Origin of the sequence: Mucilaginibacter kameinonensis (genome assembly GCF_003675385.1) — a bacterium.
GTDB classification, from domain to species: domain Bacteria; phylum Bacteroidota; class Bacteroidia; order Sphingobacteriales; family Sphingobacteriaceae; genus Mucilaginibacter; species Mucilaginibacter kameinonensis.
The window spans coordinates 166,306-192,134 of record NZ_RCWZ01000004.1; the positions used below are offsets into that span (position 1 = coordinate 166,306).

14 protein-coding genes are annotated in these 25,829 nt (G+C 42.6%); 5 read left to right on the top strand and 9 right to left on the bottom strand.

Features of this window, described 5'->3' with window-relative positions; genetic code table 11:
* Nucleotides 1-13 precede the first annotated feature (13 nt).
* Nucleotides 14-1,333, top strand: a complete 1,320-nt coding sequence (locus tag EAH55_RS19140) for an SGNH/GDSL hydrolase family protein (RefSeq protein WP_121811067.1) — start codon at nucleotides 14-16, stop codon at nucleotides 1,331-1,333.
* A 113-nt stretch (nucleotides 1,334-1,446) separates the two neighbouring features.
* On the opposite strand, the gene EAH55_RS19145 is transcribed toward EAH55_RS19140, so the two are convergent.
* The gene (locus EAH55_RS19145; RefSeq protein WP_121811068.1) at nucleotides 1,447-2,286 is read right to left on the bottom strand and encodes a patatin-like phospholipase family protein; all 840 of its coding nucleotides are present in this window, start codon (nucleotides 2,284-2,286) and stop codon (nucleotides 1,447-1,449) included.
* Nucleotides 2,287-2,642: 356 nt separating this feature from the next.
* On the opposite strand from EAH55_RS19145, the gene EAH55_RS19155 reads away from it, so the two are divergent.
* The 3 genes from EAH55_RS19155 to EAH55_RS19165 all read left to right on the top strand — a co-directional run bounded on the left by EAH55_RS19155 (nucleotide 2,643) and on the right by EAH55_RS19165 (nucleotide 6,279).
* On the top strand, nucleotides 2,643-3,758 hold the full coding sequence (locus tag EAH55_RS19155) for a WD40/YVTN/BNR-like repeat-containing protein (RefSeq protein WP_121811070.1): 1,116 nt from the start codon (nucleotides 2,643-2,645) through the stop codon (nucleotides 3,756-3,758).
* Nucleotides 3,759-4,164: 406 nt separating this feature from the next.
* Nucleotides 4,165-5,211, top strand: a complete 1,047-nt coding sequence (locus EAH55_RS19160) for a DUF7638 domain-containing protein (protein WP_121811071.1) — start codon at nucleotides 4,165-4,167, stop codon at nucleotides 5,209-5,211.
* 171 nt (nucleotides 5,212-5,382) lie between these two features.
* Nucleotides 5,383-6,279, top strand: coding sequence for an alpha/beta hydrolase (locus EAH55_RS19165; RefSeq protein ID WP_121811072.1), 897 nt, complete (start codon nucleotides 5,383-5,385; stop codon nucleotides 6,277-6,279).
* 109 nt (nucleotides 6,280-6,388) lie between these two features.
* Here EAH55_RS19165 and EAH55_RS19170 read toward each other — a convergent pair whose 3' ends face one another.
* Complete coding sequence (locus EAH55_RS19170) at nucleotides 6,389-7,270, bottom strand: inositol oxygenase family protein (RefSeq protein ID WP_121811073.1); 882 nt, start codon at nucleotides 7,268-7,270, stop codon at nucleotides 6,389-6,391.
* A gap of 206 nt (nucleotides 7,271-7,476) precedes the next feature.
* Between EAH55_RS19170 and EAH55_RS19175 the strand changes: the two genes are divergently transcribed.
* Nucleotides 7,477-8,508 carry a LacI family DNA-binding transcriptional regulator gene (locus EAH55_RS19175; protein ID WP_121811074.1) on the top strand — a complete coding sequence of 344 codons (1,032 nt, stop codon included), beginning with the start codon at nucleotides 7,477-7,479 and terminating at the stop codon, nucleotides 8,506-8,508.
* On the opposite strand, the gene EAH55_RS19180 is transcribed toward EAH55_RS19175, so the two are convergent.
* The 7 genes from EAH55_RS19180 to EAH55_RS19210 all read right to left on the bottom strand — a co-directional run bounded on the left by EAH55_RS19180 (nucleotide 8,505) and on the right by EAH55_RS19210 (nucleotide 25,677).
* Nucleotides 8,505-10,799 carry a GH92 family glycosyl hydrolase gene (locus EAH55_RS19180; RefSeq protein ID WP_208644888.1) on the bottom strand — a complete coding sequence of 765 codons (2,295 nt, stop codon included), beginning with the start codon at nucleotides 10,797-10,799 and terminating at the stop codon, nucleotides 8,505-8,507. The genes EAH55_RS19175 and EAH55_RS19180 overlap by 4 nt on opposite strands.
* A gap of 97 nt (nucleotides 10,800-10,896) precedes the next feature.
* Nucleotides 10,897-14,151, bottom strand: a complete 3,255-nt coding sequence (locus EAH55_RS19185; protein ID WP_162996960.1) for a GH92 family glycosyl hydrolase — start codon at nucleotides 14,149-14,151, stop codon at nucleotides 10,897-10,899.
* A 129-nt stretch (nucleotides 14,152-14,280) separates the two neighbouring features.
* Nucleotides 14,281-15,408, bottom strand: coding sequence for an acyltransferase family protein (locus EAH55_RS19190; protein WP_121811077.1), 1,128 nt, complete (start codon nucleotides 15,406-15,408; stop codon nucleotides 14,281-14,283).
* 9 nt (nucleotides 15,409-15,417) lie between these two features.
* The gene (locus EAH55_RS19195) at nucleotides 15,418-18,375 is read right to left on the bottom strand and encodes a beta-galactosidase (RefSeq protein WP_121811078.1); all 2,958 of its coding nucleotides are present in this window, start codon (nucleotides 18,373-18,375) and stop codon (nucleotides 15,418-15,420) included.
* 161 nt (nucleotides 18,376-18,536) lie between these two features.
* Nucleotides 18,537-20,735 (bottom strand): alpha-N-acetylglucosaminidase, encoded by a 2,199-nt coding sequence (locus EAH55_RS19200; RefSeq protein ID WP_121811079.1) that lies wholly within the window; start codon nucleotides 20,733-20,735, stop codon nucleotides 18,537-18,539.
* A gap of 84 nt (nucleotides 20,736-20,819) precedes the next feature.
* Nucleotides 20,820-22,298: a RagB/SusD family nutrient uptake outer membrane protein gene (locus EAH55_RS19205; RefSeq protein WP_121811080.1), complete on the bottom strand. Its 1,479-nt coding sequence runs from the start codon at nucleotides 22,296-22,298 to the stop codon at nucleotides 20,820-20,822.
* A gap of 7 nt (nucleotides 22,299-22,305) precedes the next feature.
* Complete coding sequence (locus EAH55_RS19210; protein WP_121811081.1) at nucleotides 22,306-25,677, bottom strand: SusC/RagA family TonB-linked outer membrane protein; 3,372 nt, start codon at nucleotides 25,675-25,677, stop codon at nucleotides 22,306-22,308.
* Between the last annotated feature and the right edge of the window lie 152 nt (nucleotides 25,678-25,829).

Sequence of the window (25,829 nt, forward strand, 5' to 3'; positions counted from 1 at the left end):
AAGAAATCAATTCATGAAAACGTTGAAACTACATATTTATATTATTGCAGGTTTATTTCTATTAGGTGCCTGCAAACCCGAGATACATACCCCAAAACCATCTGCAGGTTCTGTGGATTTTTCAAGATACATCGCGTTGGGCAATTCACTCACAGCCGGGTATGCCGACGGAGGCTTGTATCTTGCAGGCCAGCAGGTATCTTATCCCAGCATTATAGGTAAACAAATGCAGTCGGTGGGTGGTGGCACATTTTCGCAGCCATTATTCAGTACCGCCCAGGCAAACGGATCGGGCTATTTATCGCTCACCGGGTTTAATGCCGATGGTACTCCTATTACAACTCCGGTAACTACCAACCTGGCAATACGCGGGGTATTGCCTGTCCCCGGCTTTGGAAACGTTACTTTATATACCAAATACACCGGCGATATCAACAATTATGGCGTACCTGGCATTAAACTGATGCATATTACTTACGCGCCATACGGCAACCTTAACGGCTATTTTGAACGCCTGTTACCCGGTAATGCGCCAACAAACTCTACTACGTATCTTGATTTTGTTATGTCTAAACCATTCACTTTCTTCTCCAACTGGTTAGGGAATAATGATGCTTTGGCATACGCCACATCGGGCGGTGCAGGCGACGTACTAACCGATAAAAGCACTTTTGCTGCTTTATACAATGTATTGATAAACACCCTTACTGCCAAAGGACAAAAAGGCGTAGTTGCAACCGTACCTGATGTAACTTCGATACCTTACTTTAATACTGTTACCGTTGCTGCTATACTCGCCGGTGTACAGAAAGCTAATCCGGGTGTAAAGGCTTTATATATTAATGCGCTGGTTTCGGGTAGTACTTATGCGCCACGTGCGGCAACAACCAATGATCTTGTCATACTTACCTTTCCTACAAGCAAAATCGGGCAACCGGTTGCAACGCCTGTTGGCAACCTTCCTTATGGTTTAACACCATATACACCTATCGACAACCAGTATGTACTTGACGAAAAAGAGGTTGCCCTTACCGAGGATTATGTTACTTCTTATAATACCACCATAAAATCAGTAGCAGCATCAAAAGGGCTGGCGGTATTTGATGCCTATACTTTTTTACAAAATATAAAACAGAACGGCCTTGTGGTAAACGGTGTAAGCGTTAATTCTAATTACATCAGCGGCGGCCTGTTTTCATTGGATGGCGTACACCTAACACCGCGTGGATATGCTATTGTGGCCAATGAATTTATTAAGGCTATTAATGACAAATACAACTCATCAATACCTCAGGTAAACATATCAGATTATAATGGGGTTAAGTTTCCCTGATAGTCTTTAGTGAGAAAAGTCGAAAGTCTTAAGTTCTAAGTCAGAACAGGGTTTTATTGTCCCTTATTAACTTAGAACTTAAGACTTTCAACTTATGACTGAAATTACCCAAGCTACACATTTGTATTGTCTGCAGATAGGCCTTTACCCTTTTGTCCCTGGATAACCTCTCTTAACTTTTCGTTACTATTGATAGTTTTCAAACCCTCTTCATAACCTATCATATAAATTTCCTCGGCGGCATCTACATCAAAAATACCATAGCCGCCTAAACCATGCGGTTCAATAACTATATCGCATAACATTTTATGCGCATTAAGACTCGAATTAATTGTTATCATGGCAGCCCTGTCAACCAAGTGTCCAAAGGATTTAATTGTTGAAACAACAGGCAAATGATTACAGCATGAACCTATGATCAGATCGCAATTGCCTACCAATGGCTCAACAGGGAAATTATTGAGTATGCCCCCATCAACAAACATATGATCGTTAATGTTAATGGGCCTGAAAATACCGGGCAAACAGCAGGAGGCTAAAATAGCTATATCCAGCTCACCCTCGGTAAAGTAAACCAGTTTTGCTTCTCCAATGTCAACCGCCGGAATGGTAACACGTGTTTTGAGGTTTTGAAAGGAGTTATGCGAAATGTATTTATTGATCAATACCCTGGTATGTAATATAGAGATCAATCCGTTGCTACCAAATGCAGGGCGTAACAACTTAAGCAGGCTGTTTTCCTTGATGAGCCTTAAAATTTCTTTTGGTGCATACCCCTCTGCAAAAAAAGCCGCAGCTATTGCGCCCGCGCTTGTACCCGATATATGCGAGAATTTGATACCATAATCGGTAAGAGCCTGCATAACCCCCAGGTGCGACACGCCTCTGACCCCACCTCCAGACAACACTAATCCTATCTTTTTAGAGCCATTTTGATCGATGTTTGTATTCATTGTGTATAGGTTATCATTAGCCGCCAACTATGACAAGTTACCGGAGCGCTGAGGTCAATATATGACTTTATTCAAATAAGATAAATTTTTCCGTCAAATCATTTTTCTGTGCTAAACAATGCCCCTCCGTCTTCAAAACAACATAGTCACAGCACTGCCCCAGGGCCCTTTTAGTCAATACGTCCCCATCTTCATACAGGCTCTCTAAAATCGAAAATTTCTTTACAGCAGAGGAGGTTTCGACCATAATACATTCTATTTACTATTTATTTACAAAGTTTACATTTTAATTTACAATCCTGATTACTTAAGCCCCAAAACACCAAAGTAGATTTGTTTCATCAAATTAACAGGTTATGAAAAATCAAAAAGTGAAAAAATTATTTGTGTTTGTTCCGGCTATCCTCCTGGTTTTATTTCTGCTGAATTCTTTTGCACTAAAAGAAAAGGATGCTGGAAAAAAAACAACAGAAGGGACAAAATCAGGGCTTTTGAACATCATTTTCAGATCTACTGATGGCGGAGAAACATGGCAGAACATTAGCGAAGGACTGCCTGAAAATTTGCAGAGAGAGGGTGTGTGGATTAATGGTTTATTTGCAAATGACCGTGGGCTCTATTTACGTGCGGGTAACGGAGTTTATCACAGTGAACCAAATTCCACAACTCCTTTTTGGACAAAAGATATTCTCCGTGGTGAACAACGCAATATTGCCCCTGGCAAGAACGGGATACTTGCATATAATTTCAGGGGGCAATTTTTACAAAAAATAAACGGCACGAGTGATTGGAAGCCCATGTACACGAATTTTCAGGAGCAAGCTGTACGCATAGACAAAACGATAGATTGGATGTACAATAATTATAAAGAGCGGGAAGTACGCAGCGTTTTTGAAACCGCCGGGGGCACAGTTTTCATTAGCTCCAACAACATGCTTTTCAGATCAACTAACAGTGGAAAAACCTGGGAACAAGTGCATGTTGGAGACGGTTCAATGAAATTGGCCGAGTCAAACGGTGTAATCCTGGCCACCAACAAGGATGGAATATTAAGATCGACAGATAATGGTCAAAACTGGGATCAGGTGCTTAGTGAAGGGGGCGCTGGTATAACTGTGGAACGTATTGATGGTGGATTTGCTGCTATAATAAACAACACAATAACCAATACAAACAGTTTACACATTTCACTGGATAGCGGAAAAACCTGGAATGCCATTGGCGAAGAACTTCAACCTTCCTGGAATAGTTTATTAATGAAAAAAATAGGCCTACTTCAATCTTCATCGAATATTTTGTCTATCAAACAAATGGGTAAATATTTAATATGTGGTCGTTCAGATGGTATATTCAGGTCATCAGACATGGGCAAAACATGGAAACAGCTGGTACTTCCTTCGGTAGAAAACAGGGGCTTCAATTTATCTGTTTCAGGCAACGTAATTTATATCATGCCAAATAAAGGATGTTGAAAAATCCCAAAGCCCTATAATACTACTTATAAAAAAAGCCCGTCAGCGGTATAAGCTTTATATTCAATAATGTTGGATATTCTTCCCGCCGCCTTATTCAAAAATTATAGTTTCGAACACTTAAATACATAAAACTTTCAAATTCTCAATAAAATATTTGAAAACCTTTATCGCCAAGCGTACTTAAAAATGAAGCGATTAGGTGAAAGACACTAATCGCTTTTTTGTTATCCAAATTTTCGGGAGAAACATTTTCCATTTATGACGGTCATAGCATCGTCTTCAAATTGAGAAATCGCCAAAACCTCTAAATTTTCTTTTGCACACGAATATGACTATCATCCTTTTTCCCCATTATGATTAAATCTAATAACTTAACTTAGGATAATTCAAAAATGTTGTTTCAATGAAGTTATTTGATAAAATATTTAATACTAACACAGTTTCTCCGCAACCTGAAATAACTAAGATTACCCGAACAGAAATCATTGAAGGATTTTCCCTTCCCGGTATTATCCATAATATTCAGTATCATTTTACCGGTTTACAGGTTTATAGCGATGGGTTGATTTCTTGTTGGGAAATGGTTGATCTAACTATGCTTAAAGAAAAAATAGAAAGAGGCTGGTTGGTTACTTCTATTCCCGAAGGAGAAGCGATCTCTATCCATAATTTAGGACATTGGTATATTAAACATGGAGAATGGGAACACTCTAAAGAAAGCTTATATAATCTTATTCATACTTTAGTAAAGCAATTAAATCCTACTCTCGAAAACCTTCATAATTATAACGGCAATAACTCAAAAAAAATTGGCAAAGCCAACATCGCTAAACATTTTATACCTAATCCAAAGCCATATTACTACGAAGATCCAAACTCTTTCGTACCACGAAAAATAAGTGGTGAAAAGTTTCATTTCTTTTTTAGAAACGATGATGAAAAAACTTATTTGGCTGAATTATCGATATACAAAAACGGCCATGTCGAAATAACTAACCTGCCAGTAAAAAAAACGCTAAAATTTGAAGAGTTAAATGATCACATTAATCGTGGAATTATAACCACTAAATTAAAAACAGGTGAAACCGTCACTATTTTAAACTTGGGCTCTTTCAAAGTGAAATCAGGTAACGGAGTGGACATTAAACATAAAATGAATGAGTTAGCTGACAAACTCAGTGAATTAAATGGCCGTGAGAATAGCATTGCAAAATGTGCGAGAATTTTTGCTGAATATAAAGCGGCTCCCTCTGTAAAATTAAGATATATGCTCAGAGATGCCTATGAGTCGGTGCCAGAACATCAAAGAATTTTTGTTGGGACGATGGACACAAAAGATTATGAAGTTCGTCAGGTTATTTATGGCAATAAAGTAAAAAAAGAGTTTGAAGCAGAAAATGGCTATGATTATCCGTACGATGATATGCCCCAACCAATTGATGAAGAATAATCAATTTAATTTATCGTTTGGAAAACTGCCCTATTCTATTATTCCATAACCTTTATTACAGCACACACAAGATCCTCTTCGGAATATCACCCCCTAATCAATTTATTAACAAAATGTTGTTTCAGGCGTAATTTCATAGCAGGTACATTGGTTTTCAAAAATGTCCCCGCTATGAAATTTAAACTACTCGCTTATCTGTTGCTTTTTACAGCATACTTCGCAAACGCACAACAAAAGGTTATTCAGCTTTATAAAGGCACTGCGCCCGGATCTGAAAACTGGACATGGCAGGAAGCGGTGAGCGAACATAATGCTGCTAATACCCGTAAGGTATATAATGTGGTGCATCCATCACTTGGCGTTTTCTTACCTGATCCGGCGATAGCTACCGGTACGGCGGTTGTTATCTGTCCCGGGGGAAGCTTTCAGACCTTATCCATCGATAATGAGGGAAACGAAGAAGCTAAATGGCTCAATGAACATGGCGTAGCTGCCTTTGTGCTTAAATATCGCGTAATCCATAGTCTCACCAACGACCCTGTGAGTGAGGTAACCGCCAACTACAAAACCCAAAGTTACCACGACAATGCGGTAAAGCTATTCCCATTGGCGCTTGCGGATGCCCGGTTGGCCATAAGTTATGTGCGTGAGCATGCAGCGGAATATAATTTGTCACCTTCAAAAATAGGCATTATGGGCTTTTCGGCGGGGGGCACCCTTGCAGCGGCATCTGCTTATAAATATACCCCGGCAAACAAACCCGACTTTGTCGCGCTTCTGTACCCCTTCTTCCCTGCGGAGTTACAATCGGAAATATTACCCGATGCTCCACCAATGTTTGTAACCGCCGCCGCCGATGACGAACTGGGCCTTGCACCGCACAGCGTTGATATCTATCAAAAATGGGTAGCCTCAAAACAGATTGCCGAACTGCATATGTACACCAAAGGAGGCCATGGTTTTGGTATGCGTAAACAAAATTTACCTACTGATAAATGGATTGAACGCTTTGGCGAATGGATGGGCCTTGAAGGTTTCTTAAAACCTAACCCAATTGCAGTTAAATAGCACCCAGGCTGCTATCCCGTTATTAGGTGAACTGGCAATTTCCGTTTAGAACAAAACAAACGCTGCAGATTATTGATCTGCAGCGGTTGTTTGCATATTTTGCTTTCTCTTAAAACTTCAATGTCGATGGCAAATACTTCGCCACAAGATCCTCGTAATATGGCCTTAACTCTTTCCAGTTTGGAGGTACCGGGCTTTTTGAATAAAGATCATAAGGGTTAAACTGATTAACCGCCTTAAACAGCTGATGATCATGTGGGGTCATCAGATGGCTATATGCGTTTTCGCGATGTTGAGGGTAAAACGAATGGTAACGCAGCATGTACAAAGCCGGCTCAGGCAAGTATGGCTTCAGCATGTGATAAACATATTCATCGTGGCCCCAGGTCATGTGTACGTTATCTAAACCGCAATTGGGCTCATAAATACCGTATTTGGTATTATAACGCGGATCATGATGATCTTTGTTAAGATCAAAGTATTCGGAGAAAATGATCTTATCTGAGAACGCGCAGCCTACCGGATAGCTATCACCTACCACAGCCCATTGTGGTTCGCCGAAAAGGCATAATACTTTGCCCATATCATGGAACAAACCGGTTAACACCATCCAATCCGGACGGCCATCGGCACGGATAGCTTCAGAGGTTTGCAACAGGTGTTGAAGCTGATCAAGATCTGTATCCGGATCTGAGTCGTCAACCAGTTGGTTCAGGAAATCAAACGCATCCCAAACAGACATTTCTTTTTTATCAAACTTCAGGTATTGCTCCTTCTTTTCCAGTACAAAATCATAAGTTTGGTTAATATGCTGTAAGCGATAAAACTCCCTTACGCTATCTTTTAAATTATTTTCATAATCGCGGTAAGCTTCGGTGTCCCTGCCTGCGGCAATGGTATCGGCATCAGGATAACGGACTAACAGATCGTCTTCCCATTCATCTATTGAATTTAACGGACCTTGATTTTGTGTGTTGCTAATCTGGCTCATAATTTGGTTGGTTTAAAGCAGCATTGTTGGACAATTCTGCTTATGTCTTCTCTCAAATTTCCTGATTCCAAACATCAATTTTACCAAATTTGGGATATTTATTTACTTAATCGATTAAGCCTCTGCGTGTTAAAACAAGATCTCAAATAATAGCCAAAGGCCTTTTTTCGTTATATTGCCGGGCTCAATTTAAATATCTCTTTACAATGACTTCCGGTAACAAAAGCGACAAGGTGAATATGAAAACACTGGCGGCAGAGCTTAAACTCTCCACCGCTACTATTTCAAAAGCCCTGCGCGATAGTTATGACATTGGCCAGGAAACCAAACAAAGAGTTATGGAGGCGGCGCGCCGTTTAAATTATGTACCTAATGTTTACGCGAGCAGTCTCCGCAGGCAGAGCAGTAATACTATAGCTATCATCATTCCCGAAATTGCCGATAGTTTTTTTAGCCAGGCTATTAATGGTATTGAAAGTATCATTGCTCCCGAAAAATATCATTCCCTGATCTACCTTACACACGACGATTCCCAACGCGAAGCATCCATGCTTGGGGATCTGGCCAGCGGTCGTGTAGATGGCGTGATCATGTCTGTTGCCAGTAACACGGAAGATACCTCTCACATAAAAACCTTACAGGAAACGGGGATCCCAATCGTTTTTTTCGACAGGGTATGTGAGGATGTAAACGCGGATAAAATTATAACTGACGATTTTAATAGCGCCTATATAGCTACCAACCACTTATTGCAGTCAGGATGTAAAAACATCTCATTAATCACCATCAGCGGCTTTCCGAGCATTTTATCAGCCCGTGAGCAGGGTTACCGGAAAGCCTTGGCCGATAACGGAATCACGATTGAAGAAACAGGGATTGTAACCTGCTCAAATAAATATAATACTGAAAATGTTGGGATCATTAAAGAACATCTAAGCACCGCAATGCCCGATGGTATAGTAGCAACGGTTGAGCATTTAACCACCTCAACCTACCTGGCCTGCGACGAGCTCAAGCTGAAGATCCCGGATGATGTTAAAGTGATCTGTTTCACCAACCAGATTACAGCAGCTATACTTAATCCGCCGCTAACCACCATTTTGCAACCGGCCTATGATATGGGAAAACAAGCGGCCGAAATACTTTTCGGCCGCTTGTCGGGAAGGATTATTACGGCAGAACAAGAGCTGGTAATGCCTTCACAACTGATTGCAAGGGCATCTACAGCGTCCAATTAATCTTTTTGAGGGATATTGGTCATGGTGAATGCTAAAGTCCCCCCATGGCTTATCTGCTCATGTGATATGATATGGTCTTTTATAGCTACTCCGTTAAAAGTAACTGACTTTACATATTTGTTTTGGGCTGAAAGGCCGGTAGCTTTAATCACCAGCTTATTTCCGTTTTGCAGGTTCATAGCTATGTACGGAAACTGAGGGGCGCCAATACTGTACAAGCCTGAAGCCGGCGTTACCGGGTAAAAACCCATAGTACTGAAAATATACCAGGCAGATGTTTGCCCGCAATCATCGTTACCGTTTATACCGATAGGCGCATTTCTGAAATTTTGCCACGAAGTATGTTGCCTTACCAGTTCCTGCGCTTTCCATGGCATGCCACAATAGTTAAACAGGTAAATGTAATGATGGCCCGGCTCGTTATCAGCCCTGTAATGTCCGTCATTAAAGTTGTGAGTTAGCTTGTCGGCAAAAGCTTTTTCGCCACCCATGAGAGCGATCATTCCCGGTACATCCTGCATAGCTCCAAAAGTATATGTCCATTTCGTACCTTCGGTAAAGCCACTATCAGGTTGGGCCGACCAGCTTCCATCGGCATTTCGTGGAGCCATAAAGCCGGTTGAGCTGTTGTAAACATTCTTATAGTTTTTGCTCCAGCCCATTAACTGGTTATAATCGCTTGTTTTACCTAAGGCTTTTGCAAGCTGGGCAACGCAGTAATCATCAATGCCATACTCAATGGTACGGGACACCGACTCTTTAGTTTTATCTACAGGGATGTAGCCTAATTTATGATAATTAGTCAGTCCTCCCCTTGCTTCAAAGCTTGTCCACAAGTCACGGTCTCCCCATTTTTTTTGAACATCGCCATCAGGTGCTGTAAACGCGTCTTTGTGTAACGCTTCGTAAGCTAACGCTGCACTGTAACCTCTAAAACCTTTAACATAAGCATCAGCAATTACAGCATCGGCATGAGTGCCTATCATGATATTGGTATAGGTTGGATTTGGCCACATTGGCATCCATCCACCCTCCTGGTACATTTGCAGGAGCGATTTCACCATGTCGTTTACACGCTCGGGCTGAGTGAGGGTCAATAGCGGATGCAAGGCCCTGAAAGTATCCCATAGTGAATAATCATTGTAAGAAACGCCGTTGTGGATCTTATCATCAAAAGCGCTGTAATACCTGCCGTACTCTGAAAACTCCCTTGGGAAAAGCAAAGTATGGAATAAAGCCGTATAAAAAATTGTTTTCTGTCCATCAGTAATATCAGCTACCTGCACTTTCTTCAGTTGTTGCTGCCAGTTATCGCGGGTGCTTTTCACCACTTTCTCAAAGTCCCAGTCGGGGATTTCCCGCTTAAGGTTGTGACGTGCTTGATCGATACTGATAAACGATGTAGCTACAGTAACTTTTACTACAGTACTACCCGTTGTTTTAAATGACACATAAGCGCCCATGCGGGTACCAAACTGTTCTTTGCTTCTTTTTTTGATGGTTTGATTATCCCAGGTGCCGTAGTTGCGAATAGGCTTATCAAACTTGATAATAAAATAACCTTTAAAGTTTTTCAATGGCGGGCCAAGTTGCGCCGATTGCCTGTCGGGATTATAACCGGTGATCTCGTTATTTACAGTATCAACGTGTACATATCCACGCATCTCCTTCATCCTCACCTTAAAATCATTGGCCCAATCGGTAAGTGCAGGGTTTAGGTTTATTCCCTGTATTATCAAATGCGCTTGATCTGTCTTCGGGAAGGTAAAACGAAACATGCCGCAGGTATTGGCCCCGGCTATCTCAGCCTTGATACTTGTGTTGGCAGCTGCTTTTAGCTTTACAGAATAATAATAAGGTTTTGCCACTTCATCCTTATGGTCAAACATCAGCTTGCGTTCTTCGGGCAGCACGCGCAGGTTGCCAATCTGAGGCATTACAGATACATAACCATAATCGCCCATCCAAACGGTTGGTTGGTGCGAGGCCATCAGGCCTATTACCGAGTTATCCTCATAGGTATAACTCATTTTGCTCATTTTATTCTCGCCGGTTTGGGCAACAAAATTGGTCATGGCAAACGGCACGTTAACGCAGGGCATGGTACCACCGCCGTCAAGTCCTTTAGCAAACCCGGTTGATGCCGTGCCGATGAGCGGGTTAACAAAGTCAACCTCGTCCTTTTTTACTTTAGTAGTTTTTTGCTGGGCATTTGTTGCGACAGCGGCAAACGAAAGCAGCATCAAGGGGTATACCTTCCGTTTTAATTTCGGACAAATGTTTAAGATCATTTCAGATAGATTTTTAGGCTTGTTTAAACAGGCTTGGCAAATCTCTAATTTTTCAGATCATATTTGTGATATGCCCGATATTTTTTTCAGCGTTATTTTATTGTTGAAAAATTGACGCCTTTTCTGAAGACACAATACTCTTTATATCATCTGCCGATAAAGCATTCTTAAACACTTTCACCTTGTTGATATAACCATGAAACACCCGCTCAGACGGAAACTCCTCGTTTCGGCCCAGGGTCCATTTATTATTTACCGACAGATCTGCGGTTACATCTAATTCAGAAGTGCCGACTAAAACACCATCAATATAAACATACAGCGTTTTGCCCGTACATACACCGGCTATATGATGCCAGTGCTGCTGCCAGTCGGCAGGCAGGTTTACCGTGCAATCGCCCCTGCCCCATCCTCCTGCAAAAAAGGTGAGCGTTTTGCTATCGGTCATTTGCAAAACGTGATTATCACCCTTGGTGATGATATCTGTTAAGCCTTTCTCTTTTTCCATTGGGTATACCCAGCCCATCATACTAATAGTTTCGCCCATCCTATCTAAAACCGGGGCATTAGGTACCTCTACATAAGTATTATCGCCAAACAGAAGTTTATCCTTACTATCGGGCGTAGCTGAAATAATGTGCCCATCATTATGAAAACCTGAGCTATCGGCGACCATTTTTCCGGAGGATATTGATGCAAAATCCAGCAGTAGCGATTCCATAGCGTTTTCATAAACCTTATACCTAACCTGCGGATGATCATAAACTACCAGGCGATTAAAGCCTTTTGTCAATGCCTTGATATTATGAGCGATAGTTTTGACTTCGCCTGCTTTAAGTTTAATGCTATCGGTAAAAACGATAAGGTCATTCAATTTGACCGGGATTTTGAAACCGCGTTCAAGTCCGCCGATATTTTTTACCGTATATTTTACTTCCTGAATGTCATTTAGTTTAATCATCGGTTTTACGTCCAGTGCGAGTACTTTGCACAAAGCTTCCTGTGGCTTCACAGGCAGCTTTACATTAACCGTAAATGGCGCCATGTTATCCAGTTTCAACGTTGTTTTTCCAGCCGGATAAAGCCTGAAGTTGATAGAATCCTGAACAGTTTGCCCCGTTTCAACCAGGCAATTTTTGTAAGCGTAAGGCGCTCCGTTAACCAATAACTTTACCGTCTTAATTCCCCTGCTGCCTGTATTCTTGAGCTTAAAACTTACAACAAGTGGCTCATCAGGGGTTACAGTCTTTTTATTCACCGAATAGCAAACGATGCTGAAAGCCGTATTTTTTTGCGTGGCCGGTAGCTCAACTGGATCTTTATCTGCCGGCCAGTTCGCGGGCTCCTTACTCATATCAAAATTCATTGATCCCCCATTTGCCAGTACCGAATGCGGCAGGATTAATTGTTGCCATGCTTTATCATTCACCTGCAGCGATTGCACATAGTTATTTTTCGCTGATGAATTATTGTTATTAATGACAAATTGTTTACCGTTTGGTAAATGAATTATTACAGACTTGAACAATGGAGCGCCGATAGCATAAAGAGGTCTTCCCGGGCATACCGGATAAATACCTATTGCACTAAAAACATACCAGCTGGATGTTGACCCAAGGTCATCGTTGCCAGGTAAACCGCCGGGTGTAGCGCTGAACCTGTTTAGCATGATGTCCCTTACCCATTTTTGGGTTAGCGGTGGCTTACCGGCCTGGTTAAACAGGTAAGGCAGATGAAACACCGTTTCGTTATCAAACAGGATAACGTTATTGCTCAGAGCAGAATCAAGCCGCGCAGCAAACTGTACATTACCGCCCATCACATTGATGAGGTCTTTTCCGTTTTGCGGAACAAAGTATGAATACACCCATTTATCGCCCTCTTTATACCCCGATGTACCCGGCTGGAGTTTAAACTCGCCGCCATTGCGCGGAAGCATAAACAATTCATCTTTATTTAAAAGGGTGCGATAATTAAAACCCCGGTTTGATGATAATTGAAATGTATGTTTATCCCCAATCACTTTGTCCGCAAATTGCGACAAGGCCCAATCATCATAAGCATACTCAACCGTACGGGTAACGGATTCCGGCTTGGTAAAGGGTACATAACCCTTTTCGTGATATACTTCCATATCCGATTGAACGAATGGCCCATCCACCAGGTCTTTTTTCATCGCCTGATAAGCAAGTGCTTTATCAAAACCGGTGATACCTTTCAAATAGGAATCAACAATAATTGGGGTGGCGTGATTGCCCGTCATACTTTCGGTTGGCAGGTGGCCGCTTTGTTTATAAACATCCAGCATGGACAGGATCACATCCTGTTGTTTTTGAGGATAAAGCAAGGTAAGCAAAGGATGCAGCGATCGGAATGTATCCCAGGGAGAAAATCCTCCGTATTGGTTTTGCCCTGCCTTTTGATGGATCTCACCATCATTACCACGATAGTTACCATCAGCGTCATCAATTACCCATGGCAATAACAGCGAATGATACAACGCTGTATAAAACACCGTTTTATGTTGTTCACTATCATCAGCTATATCAACGACGGATAATAGTTTAGCCCATTCCTTAGCAGTTTTCGCCCATAGCTCGTCAAAACTGAGCCCGCCGATTTCCTGATCGATATTGTGCTGCGCGCCGGAATAACCAACCGATGATTTACTCAACTGTAAAGTGATTACTGCTGCACGCCCCTGGGCTTTAGAAAAGCCAAATAACCAGCCGCCTTTAACTTCCTTTTTGTAGATGTATGCTTCGTTAAAGTTTATAACAACATTAGCCCCCGAAATATGGAGTACTTTATTTGATACCGACTGAATTTCGCCTGCGTTCCCGATAAAAACTTGCGGGCTATCATTACCTTTAAAAGTAAAACGAAACATCCCCGCTCTTACAGTAGCCGTTGCTTCTACGGTGATTGGCTGACCATCAAAACTTACCTTATAATAACCCGGCCCAGCAGCTTCATTTTTATGAGAAAAGCGCATGCTTGATTTACCGGACTCGAAGGTTGTTGCGCTATTCCAGGGCATGATAAAAAGATGCCCCGATGATCCTTCGGGAAAGCCGCTCATATGTCCCAGGCAACTGAAATAATAAATTGAACTGTCGGTATAATTATATCCCCTTGCTCCTGTAACCCTCGTTTCCGGACTTAGTTGTACGCTACCTGACGGCGCAACCGCACCGGGATAACAGCCGCCATTGTTGCCCCATTTGGTGAGCACATTGCTTACCGTTGTGCCAATAAATGGATCAACATAACGCAGGTGGTTTGTTTGCTGGGCATGGAGGTTGGTGCCCAACGATATAATGACTGAAACGAAATAGATTATCTTCTTCAATTGTGCAATCAATAATTTAAAACATTAATGTAGAGACGCATAATTGCGTCTCCCGCTTGCCGGGCATTAAAATAGCATGCCGCCTCTGTACAGTTAGAGACGCAATTATGCGTCTCTACAATTATCAGGTTATATCTTTATATAAATCTTCTTTTTATCAAGCGCCCAGGCTACCAACCAGCAAAGCATCATATAACAAAGTGCAAATACCAGTGTGCCAAAAGCACCGGGGAATATCTTTTGATAAAATACCTGGTTTATCCAATCGTAAAAGCTTAGCTGTGGTTTTACCCAAATGGTTTGAAAAACGGTAAGCAACAACTCCGATAACAGGTATATGGCTAATGAATTTCGTCCAAAAACCAGGAAGAAGTTTGTGCTGCTTTTGATCTTTTTTATTTCGATGGCAAATACCATGAAACCTAACAGTAAAAGGTCGATACCGATTGTCAACAGCGTGAACGAGCTTGTCCATAGTTTTTTGGCTACAGGGAAAAACTGCGCCCAGAATAAGGAAACGGCAATCAGCAAAACTCCGCACATGAATAAGCGTGCTACTGACTCGTAATTTTTCCCTTTACGCTGAATGAACGCTCCGGCCAGGAAGCCGCCTATTACGTTCACAATGGCTGTCATAGTGCTGAGTAAGCCTTCAGGGTCAAAAGCTATCGGGCCGCCCTTGTCGTGATACAAATGATCATTACCTAAAATCGATATATCCAAGCGTGTGCCGGCGTTGCCCAGCATGGTATACTCTTTGCCCGGTTCGCCGCAAAATATCAGGAAAGCCCAATAACCCAATAAAAGCGCAATGGATATAATAATAGCAGTTCGTTGTGAGCAATAATGAACTATCAAAGCACCAAAAAAGTAACACAACGCTATACGTTGTAACACCCCCATGATACGGGTATGATTTAAAGGATTAAACACCCAGCTACCTGCCTCACGATGGAAAAACGGGAACCAATACATCAGGTAGCCCAGCAGGAAAATAATGACTGTGCGTTTAAATATCTTGCCTATAAAAGCAGCATCAGTTTCAAACTTCTTTTTAGAAAAACTAAGCGCGTTACCTACAGCGAATAGGAACGACGGGAAAACCAGATCGGTAGGTGTAAAACCAATCCAGGGTGCATGATCAAGCGGCGACCATACGTTTGCCCCCGAACCGGGGGCATTAACGATGATCATGAAGCAAATGGTCATACCACGGAAAACATCAAGTGCGGTAAATCTTTCGGTTGTTGTAGCCATGTGCTGTTATTAATTAAGGGGTATTGAATATTCTTTAATTGACCGGCCCGCGGCTTCTTCGGCCACGATCCGTGTTTTATTGATACTATCACCATCTTCGTCATAAACCACAACCTGGTTTAAGCCCGGTTTAAGCCAGCATTCGGGGATGTAAAGGCTTTTCATATCCAGTTTTTCAGGGTACCGGCCCAGGTTATGATCGTTAACCCAAACAGAGCCATGGCCTAAACCTTCAGGGTCAAAACGCCAGATGAAGGTGTCTCCATTTGATGGTGGTAAACTGAATGTTGTACGATAAAAGAGCGGCGCGTTTTTCATTTGTTTGGCAGCATCGGGCTTTGTCCAGCCCTGAGCAGCCAGCGCGTCGCCGGGGCCACCCTTCAGTTGCCAGTTGGTTACCGCTGTGGCATCACCGATAGCGTTGATTTTTACAGGCTGATCGATACCACCTTCGTTTGAATAATTCTCGATAAAGACCGTAAGATCAACCGGATGTTTTAATATTTCGGCATCGGTAATATTAACTTCAAAAGGCTGGTTCCATCCATCGTGATGTATAACCTGTTTCCCATTGATAAATACAGTAGCGTTTTCATCAACACTTTTAAACAGCACCTGTATTTTAGCGGTACCTGCAGGTTGTTGCGGAATGGTTGTATGGAACCAGGCATAACCTTCTTTCAGGTTAAAAACGTCATTACCTATTTTATACTTTTTGTATACCGATGTATCAAATGCTGGCGGACCTTGTTTTACATCGTCCTTTTTGCTGGCCTTAGCAAAATACCAATCACCAAGTTCCGAAATAAACGGCCCGCCCTTTTTGATCAATGCCTTGCCGAAAAGCCCTTTGCTATCCACCTCATCTATCGGACCAAGGTAGGCAGCCAGTTTATCGCGTCCGTCATGTGCCGCGAAAACGGCTAACGTATGTTTCCCTTTTGTTAGATTAAGGGTTAGCTCATTATCATTCAGCTTCCACTTAGCGGCGGGCTTGCCATCAATAAAAGCCTGTCCCCTGCCACCGCCTTTTACTTGTAAAGTATATTTTCCGTTAGATGGGATATTTAGCGTAGTCCTGTACCAGGCATCAGCGGTCACATCAGCGTCCGCACCCATAGGTTGCGGATCGGTTGATTTGAGCCAGCCGCTTGTATTAACATTGGTTGCAGCGTTTGCAGCCGCGTTTTTATATTGCCAGTTAGATAAACTGATAGTCTGTGGTTGACCACCTTTTTGCGCATTAACACTAAATGCTATCTCTTTACTATCAGTATAAAGCATCCCTTTCTGAACCGCGCTTTGGGTTAAAGGTGTTTCTGCAGTTATTTTAAACTGTCCATTTTTAACAGATGCATCACCAACATAATTCAGCCCCGTGATAATGTAGTTTTTGCCGTCCGTTTCGGTGATCCAAGTTTTATCAGTCAATGCCCGGTTCATGGCTAAAACCCGAATGGTTTGTGAACTAACGTTAAAACTATATTCAAGTGGTTTATCGGGAGTAGTTGACATTTGCTCATCAATCAACACGCTGTTATTATCCACTTTTACAGAACCCGATGCTGATGACGCTTTAACTTTAGTATCGAAACGAAGCAGCAACGGATCGCCGGCTTCAGCATCAACAACTATCGTTGTGGTATTAGCCTGTTTAACAATAGCAAATACACGGGTGAGCGCCCAATCGAGGGTTGCATCCTCATTAAGTTTATAATTATGTACTAAAGGATAAATTTCTTTAGGCTGCAGGTTGATCTTTTTACCAGCAAACAGATCTTCGCTGCCTTTGATATTTAATGATGTGCTTACTTTAGCTATCCCCGAATTATCCAGGAATATCAAATCACCTGCCGGGCTTGTGCGGGCGGATACTTTTATAGCAGTATCAGCCGCGATGCCTTTATAATTGTCCGACGCATTGGTACTATTCTCCAATACATCCTGAAAACTACGCGAAAACCAGGCGGCACGTTTAAAGGTATAATAGATAGGCCGTAAATCACCCGCCTGACCGATACCTGTGCCATAATCGTACGAAGCGGCATCCTCATCATTATTGGTATAACCAAAGTTTGAACCGCCGTGTGCCATGTAGTAATTATAACCGTTACCTCCATGAGCGATAATTTTCCAGGTACGCCTGTCATAAAGTTCAGCATCACCCGGCTTAGCACCGTATTGCGAATACCAAACAGCCCAAAACTCGGTAGAGAACCATGGGTTTGGACGTTTATCATCATCAAGTTTTCCATCGCCGGCCGGGTCGCTGGCATGATGTAAGCCGCTGAAAAAATATGGCACCTGCATACCCATATCCAAAGCTTTTGCCTGCAGGTGTTTAAAATAGCCATCGGGCATTACGGTTCCCCAGCCGTTGGGATGCTCATTCTCCAACTGAACCAATATCACGGCGCCGCCTTTATTGATTTGTCTTTGGAATACTACCGGCAAAAGATGATCAAAAAAGCGGTCGACATATTGCTCAAAAGGCTTATTGTCCTCCCGTACCCTCAGGCCTTTTTTAAACTTAAGCCATATAGGGTAGCCGCCGTTATCCCACTCGGCACAGTAATATGGGCCAACACGAACAATGGCGTATAAGCCAAGCTGCTTTACGATATCCAGGAATTTACCCAAATCACGGTCGCCACTGAAGTTGAATTTGCCTTCCTGCTCTTCATGAAAATTCCAGATGGTATAGATCTCGATACAATTAAAACCTGCCCGTTTGATCTTTAACAGCCTATCGTACCAAAGTTCATGCGGGATACGCGCATATTCCAGCCCGGCCGACGCTATGAACGTACGTTTACCGTTTACCAAAAAGCCTTTACTGTCAAAATCAATAAAAGGTTTGGCAATTGCAGAAGCCGGGAAAATATGATCGTTAGATTCCTGGCTGTGCGCTGCGGTAAAACCGGTTAGCAATAAGATGGATGTTAATATAGTGTAGCGTAGTCTCATGATTTTTTACAATCCTGTAGTTCAGTAAAATTAAAAAAGGCGTCATTGCGAGGAACGAAGCAATCCCCGATTAGCCGGGCCGTTCTGTACAGTTCGCGATTGCTTCGTTCCTCGCAATGACGATTTTTATTATACTCTTATGTGATTTTTTAACATGTTTCTTAGCGTGCCCCCAAAATCACCGCATTATACTTTGCAAACAGTTGTTTCGCTTTTTCAATCGGATCGCCTTTAGCAGCGTCAGTATAGGCATTGTCATGCTTATTTACCCATTGCCATTCCCAGTCTTTTACCTGTTTATCAAAAGCTTCGGCATTAAAGTCGGTTTTGGCAACTAATGATTTATCAAGCTGACCAAAGTACAATGCCCAACGTGGTTTGTAATAGCCTTTGATTAAGCCTGCCCATTGGCGGTTTGAGTATTCCCTTAAACCGCTTTCCTTATCGCCCCAAAGGGTAACAAGGTCGCGGGCATTAAACTCGTACAGGTTTTTCTCTTTATCAGTTACGCCATTAGCCCTTGCTTCATTGATCCATTTACCTAACAGGAAATCTTTACGGGTACTTAGCAGGGCATCCATGTCATCCATCAGTTCCAGGAACTGGCTGCTGTATAGTTTAAATTGCTGCTGATCTTTATTTTGATAAGCCTGTGCCATTTTCTGCTGCAGCGGACTTGCATAATTGGCCAATACCTGGCGGGTTACATCAACCAGATCATACTGAAATCCATCACTTTGTTTCAGGCTGTCGGCAGCATTTATAAGTAATGTCCAGGCTTTAACCAGTTGCATCGGGTGATAATCCAATTTGGTAAGTACCCTGTCTATATATTTTTTCAATGTCGGCCTTGCTACGATGATCGATTCTGGTCCGCCTTCAGTTAAACCACCCGAATACACCGAATTTAGGAGGATATGCCATGCTTCACCGGCCTGGGTATTAACCTGCCCGTAGCGGCGCTGGGAATAATTAGCAACCCAGGCATCGGCATCAATTGGCGTATCCCGCCATACGTTTTCCAGCATCAAGGCAAATAAGGCTGGGTTTTGCTCAATGCCCTCGGGTGTAACACCAATACCGCGCATATTTTTTGATTCGGGATCGTGCAGGGCTATAGCCGGATCGGCGGCAACATGGCGCATACGGCCAAACAGGCTGATGTTACCACCAAAGTTTTGCAGCATACTCCAGATCCATGGCTTACCATAATAAGCCTCGGTACGGTTCCAAACCGGATGGGCATCGCTGTACAGGTCAAGCACAATCATTTGTTCATTTGGCACCGCGTTAAGCAAGGCCTTGATCTGTTGCGGTTGCCAGAATTTGTTGTTGTAGTGGAACATCCAGCCTTGCATTACCCATATTGCTTTGGGATCGGCGGCAGCCATGGAGTTGAACACCTTTTTGCTCATGCCATCCAGATAGGTGGAATCATTAGTCGGTGGCACGTTTTCATTAAAAGTATCGGCCGAGTACAGATGATCGGTACCAAACTCTTTGGTTTGTGCTTCTATATATTTTTTACCGATGGTTTCAAACATCGGATCGTCGGGGTCAAGTATAAATACATCGGGAAAACCGGCATCCCAGTTGGTTCTTTTAACCTTAGCACCGGGGAATTTATCTTTAAATGATGGTGGCACGTGGCCGGTAAATGACGACAGAACAGGCGTCATCCCAAAAGAGCGTTCACGCTCCAGGATCTTTTTTTGTAATGCTTTGTGCGAGTCCATCCAATGTTGCGGCAGCGGGCCACCCCAGGCGTCAATGTTTCCCATCCAAAACCATGAAAAGTAAGCAGGGCCGCTAAAAAACTCATCCAGTTGTTTATCGGTAAAGCCCATGTCTTTGTAAACGGTTTGCCAAACGGCTTCTTCGCCGGTTATAGCCAGCGGCATATTAATGCCATTAAGAGCCATCCAGTCAATTTCTTTTTGCCAGCGGGCCCAGTCCCACCAGGCCATGGTATAATTAAAAGTGCAATAATTTAAATAGTAGCGGTATTGATAAGGCGTAGTTTTATGGATAAAGCCCTTAACTGCTGGTAAGGTAGCAGGCAAATTAAGGTTAGTGCCATTCCAGCCGATATCGCAAAAGCAATAATTTTTAAGATAGTAGTTTAATGCCGATGCTATTGACAGGCCATTGTTACCTCTTAGCACAATTTTACCATTACGGCTTTCCAGCTCAAATACATCTTTACCGTTCTGTTGCGGGATAGCCTCAACAGTAAACAAATTACTCTTGCCGGGGATTACCCTTTCAATAAAATCATAAGAGGCTTTCTGATCAACCTGGGCATTAGCTTTAAAGCCTAATGCAATAATAGCAGCTACAACAAGTAAACACTTTCTCATTCAATACATAAATTAAACGCCGACGATTTGCCGAAATAAATACCGGCAACAGGGGGTATCCCTATCGCCGGTATGAGGATATTATTAATTAAAATTAGGGTTCTGTACTAATACGCCTTTACTCTTATCAATCTCAACCTGAGGGATTGGGAAGTAATAGTTTTTAGGGCGAACAAAGGTTACCGTTTTGTTTTGATCAAGCGGAGCTTTAGATACAGCAAGGTTATAAATGGCCGCTATATCTACAATTTTAGCTTTGTCCCAACGCATCAGATCCTGGTGACGCTGATCTTCGCCGGCCAATTCAACACGGCGCTCGTGGATCAACTCTTTCATGCCAGCTCCTGAAACCGGTTTCAATGAAGCCGACGCACGGCGCCTGATCTGGTTGATCAGCGCGTCACCTGCTCCAGCGCCTTGCGTACGGATCAAAGCTTCGGCTACCAACAAATAGATATCGGCAGAGCGCATTAACGGAACAGCATAGCTATGATCAACACCGCCACCGGCAGCAGCAGTATTGAACACTGCATACTTCTTAAATGCAAAACCGGTAGCAGAAAGATCGGCCGTAAAGGTTGTTAAACCGTTGCCATCGCCCAAATCAACTTTGTCGCCAACACTTAATAAAGTAGCTTCTTTACGCGGATCGCCTGCCTCAAACTCATTGGCAAGGCCTTGCAATGGCTGACTAAAGCCGTAACCGCCCCACGGACGCGGGATGTAGTAAACGGTAAAGTCGTTTTGTACCACGTTTTGTACAGCCTCAATTGAGAAAAGTAACTCAGTACTGTTTTCATTTGCACGGGTAAAATTATCAGTATAATTTGCAGCAAGCGCATAAGCAGGGTTCGAGATCACTTTTTGACCGGTTGCGATAGCTTCAGGAAGTTTCTCCCAATACATATAAAGCTTGGTTAATAAACCCAATGCAGTTCCTCTGCTTACACGACCACGATCTGCAGCGCCATAGCTTTCGGGCAACAAGTCAACCGCCTTTAATAAATCGGCTTCAATTTGTTTACGCACATCTTCAATAGGCGATTTAGGCACGTTGAAATTCAGTGATGTATAGTCGGCTTCAGTGATAATAGGTACATCACCGTGAATGATCATTAAACGCCAGTAACCAAAAGCCCTTAAAAAATAAGCCTCGCCCATGCTGCGGTTTTTTACATCGGCAGATATAGCGGTTATTTTAGGAATGTTAATGATACAGTTGGTAGCACGGTTAATTTCCTCATAACGCCATTTCCACGGATAGCGGATAGCTGCGTTTGAAGCATCATAGGTCAGGTTTTCGATAGCCTCGTCTTCGCCGTGGTCACCAGAGCGCCAGTAATCATCAGATGGCGTATCAAATGTTGATTCGGCATGGCCTATATAATCTTCTTCAGGTAAAATACTGTAGATACCGGTTACCGCATTAACAGCGTCAACTTCATTACGGAAATAATTGGTTGAGCTGTAAACACCTTGTTGCTTTAAATCAAGCGCTTTTTTACAGCCGCTGCCCATCAAGGCCAGTGACACAAGCGTATATATTAGTTTGTTTGATTTCATGATGATGTTATAATTTAACTGTTACACCAAATGTTATTGTCCTCACCGATGGGTATTGAGCTACGTCAACACCTCTTTGCAAATTGCCGTTGGTATAACCCAGCTCAGGTGTATAACCTTTATAGCCGGTTATAAAAAACAGGTTTTGACCGGAAGCATATAACCTTACACTTTTTAAAGTGGCCTTTTTAGCCCAGCTAACAGGAAGCGTATAACCTAATGTGGCATTTTTAAGGCTTACATAGCTTCCGCTTTCAACAAACAGATCAGATGTGCGGTAGTTATCATTAGCACGGTCAAGCGATAAACGAGGAATGGTATTGCTGGTACCCGGACCTGTCCAACGGCCTAAGCTTTCGGCATACAGGTTAAACGGATAAGTTGGGTCGATACCCTGCATCCTATCGGCATTGTAAAGGCTCACACCAAATACACCGGTAAAGTTTGCCGAAAAATCAAAGCCTTTGTATGATATACTACCCTGTAAACCTGCAGTAACTTTAGGATTTGGATTACCCAGGTTTGTACGGTCGTTACCATCAATCAAACCATCACCATTCAGGTCAAGAAAACGCACATCACCAGGCCTGATGCTTGCTTTACGCGGATCATTTTTTAGGGCCGGATCATTATCAATGTCGGCTTGTGTCTGGTATAAACCGTTGGTTTTCCAACCGTAAAAAGAAGCTATTGGCTGGCCTTCATAGGTACGGGAAATTTCCTGGCTTGAACGACCGTAAACAGTTGAACCTACAAATGTACCTTCGCCATTTAACTTAGTTACCTTGTTTTTGATATATGAAGCGTTAGCGCCAACCGAGTATTTTACTTTATCGCTACCTCCGTGGTAGTTAACTTCAAACTCAATACCCTTGTTGTTCATGGTGCCAATGTTTTGGTTAGGGATATTTACCGAACCGGCCGCACCCACAACAGGAGGTGACAGAAGCATATCCTTGGTATTTTTATTGAACCAGGTTAAAGTTGTTGTTAACTGGTTATTTAAAAAACCTGCATCTAAGCTAATGTTAGTCATAGCAGTACGTTCCCAGGTAATATCCGGGTTGGCAAGGCTATAAACTGCCGCGCCTGTATAACCTGTACCACCAAAGGTATAACCGTTATTTTCATAAGTACTGCCTAACCTGATTAAGCTGGTATATTGGAATGTACCAATGTTTTGATTACCAAGCTCACCATAACCACCCGATAATTTCAGGTTGCTTATCCAGGTTATGTTTTTGATAAATTGCTCGTTAGATAGCCTCCAGCCCAAAGAGAATGCCGGGAAATATCCCCACCTTTTTGATGGTGCAAATTTAGACGATCCGTCTGCACGGAAAGTTAAAGTAGCCAGGAAACGACTGTCGTAATCATAAAACAACCTGCCGAAACCTGATTGTAATGATGATTCATCCGGCACTACGCTTGAGTTAAACTGGCTGTTACCAAGGCTAAGCACACGCTGATCTTGTGAAGTATCATCATATCCAATCCGCCATGCATTAAAACCATATGTTTTGAAGTTTTGGTATGAGTAACCGCCGGTAAATGTTACGTGGCTTTTTCCAAACACCTTATCATAGCTCAGGAATGACTCAATTAATTGTGATGACAGTTCACCCTCATTTTGAGTTAATTGCGAGGTGGTATTTTGCCTGGCCTGGTTAACATCGGCTATACTGAAGTTGTAAGCACGGTTTAAAGTACCATCATATGCGTAGTTTACGCGCAATTTTAATTCTTTTAAAAATGAAATCTCGGCAAAGGCATTAGCCAGCGCACGGTATTTTTTATTAAACCTGTCTGCCTCCTGTATAGTAGCATAAGGGCTGTTGATATCCCCTAACTGATTGGCAAACGCTTTTGATGTACCATATGTTCCATCAGGATTAACCAACGGAATGGCAGGATTAAAACGTAAAGCCGAGAAAATCAAACCTGTTTGCGAGTTGTTATTATCAAACCCAACATTGTTGGCATAGCTTAACTGGATATTCTCGCCCAATTTTAACCATTCGGTTACTTTATGCTCCGAGTTGAAACGTGTGCTGAAACGTTTGAAGTTGGTTTTATCGATTATACCATCTTCATTATAAACCGAGGTAGACCAATAGTAGTTAGATACCTCATTACCTCCCTGCAGGTTAACATCGCCATTAATTACGTGGCCGGTTTTCATGATAGCCCGTTGCCAGTCGGTTCTTTGAGTGGCGTAGTACTCATCGTTCCATGGCGCGTCGATAGCAACGCCATCATTGGTATAACGCTCTCTTTTTAACTGATAAAGCTGCGGAGCAGTTAACAGGTTAAGGTATTTGGTGGTGTTAGAGAAACCGTTATAAAAATTGATATTGGTGGCTAATTTCTGATTGTAAGTACCTTTTTTTGTGGTAACCAATACAACGCCGTTAGCTGCACGCGTACCATAAATAGCTGCTGCCGATGCATCCTTCAATATATCAACCGAAGCAATATCGTTAGGGTTGATATCGCTTAACGCGTCGGGATTGCTGGTAGGCACACCATCAACAACAATAAGCGGGTTGGCGTCATTAAGCGTACCGGTACCACGGATCCTGATACTTGAGGCCGCACCCGGCGAACCATCATTACGCACAATGTTTACACCAGCCGCACGGCCGTCTAAAGCCTGAGTTGCTGACGCTACGGGTAGATTTTGAATATCGCTACCCTTTACGCTGGCTACCGCGCCGGTAACATCAATCTTTTTAGTAGTACCGTAACCAACAACAACAACCTCGGTTAATGCAGATGGCAAAGCGGCCAGGGTTATATTTAAAGTTTGGCTTCCGGTTATGGTAACCACCTTTTTCTCAAACCCGATATAAGATATTTCCAACACGCCGTTAACCGGTGCATCAATGCTGAAATTACCATTTATATCGGTAGTAGTACCCTGGTTAGTGCCCTGTAAGCGAATGTTTACACCAATAAGCGGCTCACCTTTGGCATCAACAACCTTTCCTTTTACAATAGCCAGGCTTTTGGCCTCCTCATGATTGGCAATGATCACCACATGATCTTCATTCATCTTGTAAGCAAGCTTATCATCAATGATAACGGCAAGTAGCTCGTCAATTGTCGCGTCTTTCACATCAAGGTCAACCTTACCCAACTTTTTGATGGAGGCGTAGTTGTAAAAGAAGCGGTAATCGCTTTGTTTTTGAATTTTAGTAAGGATACTGCTTACTTCAGCCTGCTTCAGGCTAAGCGTAAATTTCTGCTGTGAGTATACTTTTGCAGAAACTTGCACACAGGTAACCAGGACCAATAAAAATACTGCTTTCATCAGCAAAATAACTTTGAGACATACGGGCGCGCCACGAAGCGGGAACACCCTTCTTGTTTTTTTCATTACATTTGTTTTGAAAATAAATGGATGGAGTAAGCGCTGTATTACAATAGCTTACTCCGTTAATAAAATCCTATTTGTTTGCGGGGAGGAGTGGCAGCTCTTCCCTTTTTGTTTGAGGATATTTTAGGAATCTGATAAGTAAGTTTTCAATA